Origin of the sequence: Fibrobacter sp., from assembly GCA_024398965.1 — a bacterium.
GTDB lineage: Bacteria > Fibrobacterota > Fibrobacteria > Fibrobacterales > Fibrobacteraceae > Fibrobacter.
This window is the reverse complement of record JAKSIF010000123.1, coordinates 1-1919: the sequence shown is the minus strand read 5'-3', so window position 1 is coordinate 1919 and position 1919 is coordinate 1. Positions and strand designations below refer to the sequence as shown.

At 53.4% G+C, this 1919-nt stretch carries 1 protein-coding gene; it reads right to left on the bottom strand.

All coding sequences use genetic code 11. The annotated features are described in order from the left end of the window. A partial coding sequence (locus MJZ26_15015; protein ID MCQ2107087.1) for a T9SS type A sorting domain-containing protein occupies positions 1-1919 on the bottom strand: 1919 nt, incomplete at both ends.

The following is a 1919-nucleotide window of genomic DNA, read 5'->3' as shown; positions in this document are numbered from 1 at the left end:
TTGGAAAGGCCGCGGATGTTCACCAGGTAGGAACCTCTGCTATAGTCATTCAGGTTCACAATGGCGGAGCCGTTTACGGAAACGATGGACTTGGAAGTCATTAGGTGTTTGCCGCTCAAATCTGTCACGCTGATAGAAACATTGCGGGGCAATCCGTAAAGATGGACGATGTTGTTCTGGATGGCGACATGGAATATTTTTTGGTTCAATGCGGCAACGGATGTGATATCGCCATCCTCATCGGGTTCTTCTCCTACCACGGTAATGATTCCACTCTTGACATAGGCTTCTCCTACGCCACCAATAGAAGTGACTAAGAATGCGTACTCACCAGGCTCGTCATTTACTGTGCCGCTAATCGAAACTTTCTTGTTTATGTTGTCTGTGTCAACAAGTAATCCTTCGGGAAGTCCAGTCACTTCAACGGTTTTCGCATTTTCCCAGGTGTAGCAAAAGTCGACAATGGCGGCACCTTTTTCTACAGTTTGCTTGGAACTTCCTGCGCCACACTTAGCAATGGTGGCTACGCCGGGTTCCGGATCCTGTGCGGATACTGCAGCCAGTTTCTGGGTAACGCCGATCTTGCGGGAATAGGTATCGCCGGCATTGTCTTTCAGGGTAAAGGTAATGTAGCCAACGCCTGCAAAAGTGTCGTTCAGTTTCACTGTCATCTTGGAGCCGCTTACCGTTGCGGTTACGCCAGACGGTACATTGGAAATGCTATAGGTTCCGCTGTCATAGCCCTTGGTGTACTGCGAAAGATCGATGGTCTGGGTTTCGCCTTTTTCGAAGGTGAAGTTGGCGCGGGCAAGCCATTCCAGGTAGCGTTCCAGTTCCGTCCAGCCGTCGCCGAGACGATCCTTGTTGGCGTCGCTGAAGTCTCCCTTTGCCGAAGTTGCATTCAGACCGTACATATTTTCCCACCAGTCCGGAAGGCCGTCTGCATCGGAGTCAAAATCATTTGCCATGCTTACGCTAGGATAGTCTTCCAAGCCGCCCACATCGCTTTCGCGGTCGGGAATGCCGGGCTTCTTGCCGACGGAACCGGTGTACTTGTAAGTGCCGGTCTTGACTTCGTTAATCATGCGGGCATCGTGATCGTCAATGACGGTGCGGTTCAGGCCCACATCGCTTAGAACATCCTTGTAGGCTGCCTTTGCGCTCTGGATGGTGGCGTAGGAATCAAAGTAAGGCTTGTTGACGAAAACAGTCCAGTTCAGCACTTGCTTATCGTACTTCTGGTATTCGCGACCGCAGTTGTCGTTGGTGCCATCGCAGGTGAAGGAGCCGTTCGCCGCCTGCAGCACATTGTTATGGTAGTAGTATTCCTGGGTTCCGCCGCCGGTACCTTCCAGCTGGGCGCGGAGTGTGTAGCCGTGCAATGTGGTGGCCGCACCTTCCTTATAGTAATTGCCGACGAAGTTCACATTGTGAGCGCCGCCATCGGTCACGCGGTCCACCCAGTTGTAAACCACATTGTTGAAAATGTCCAGCTTGCCGGCGTAATTTCCTGCAGCATCCAGGCCGCCGCCCATGCTCCAGTTGCGGCCATCATTATGAGCCAGCAGGTTGTGATGGAAACTGCCGACGTCGCCCCCGATGGTAGCGGCGTACCCGTGGGCCGTTCCTGCAGGATAATTGGGATGGCCAGCAATATTCAGCGCTTCGGAAATGAGGGTGCGCTGCAGCGTGATGTTCTTTGCCCCACGGCTGCTGAACGCTTCGTCGGTAGTCCAGCTGATGGAGGAATGGTCAATAATGCTATGGTTTGCGCCAGTAATTCCCATGCCGTCAAGACCGCGGTTCTGTTCCTCAGTGGTGGCGGCAAACCCGCGACGCACTCGCATAAAGCGGACAACGCAATCGTTACCGGTAATACCGAAGGGGGCGCCTGTAATAGTAATGCCCTTGCCGGGTGC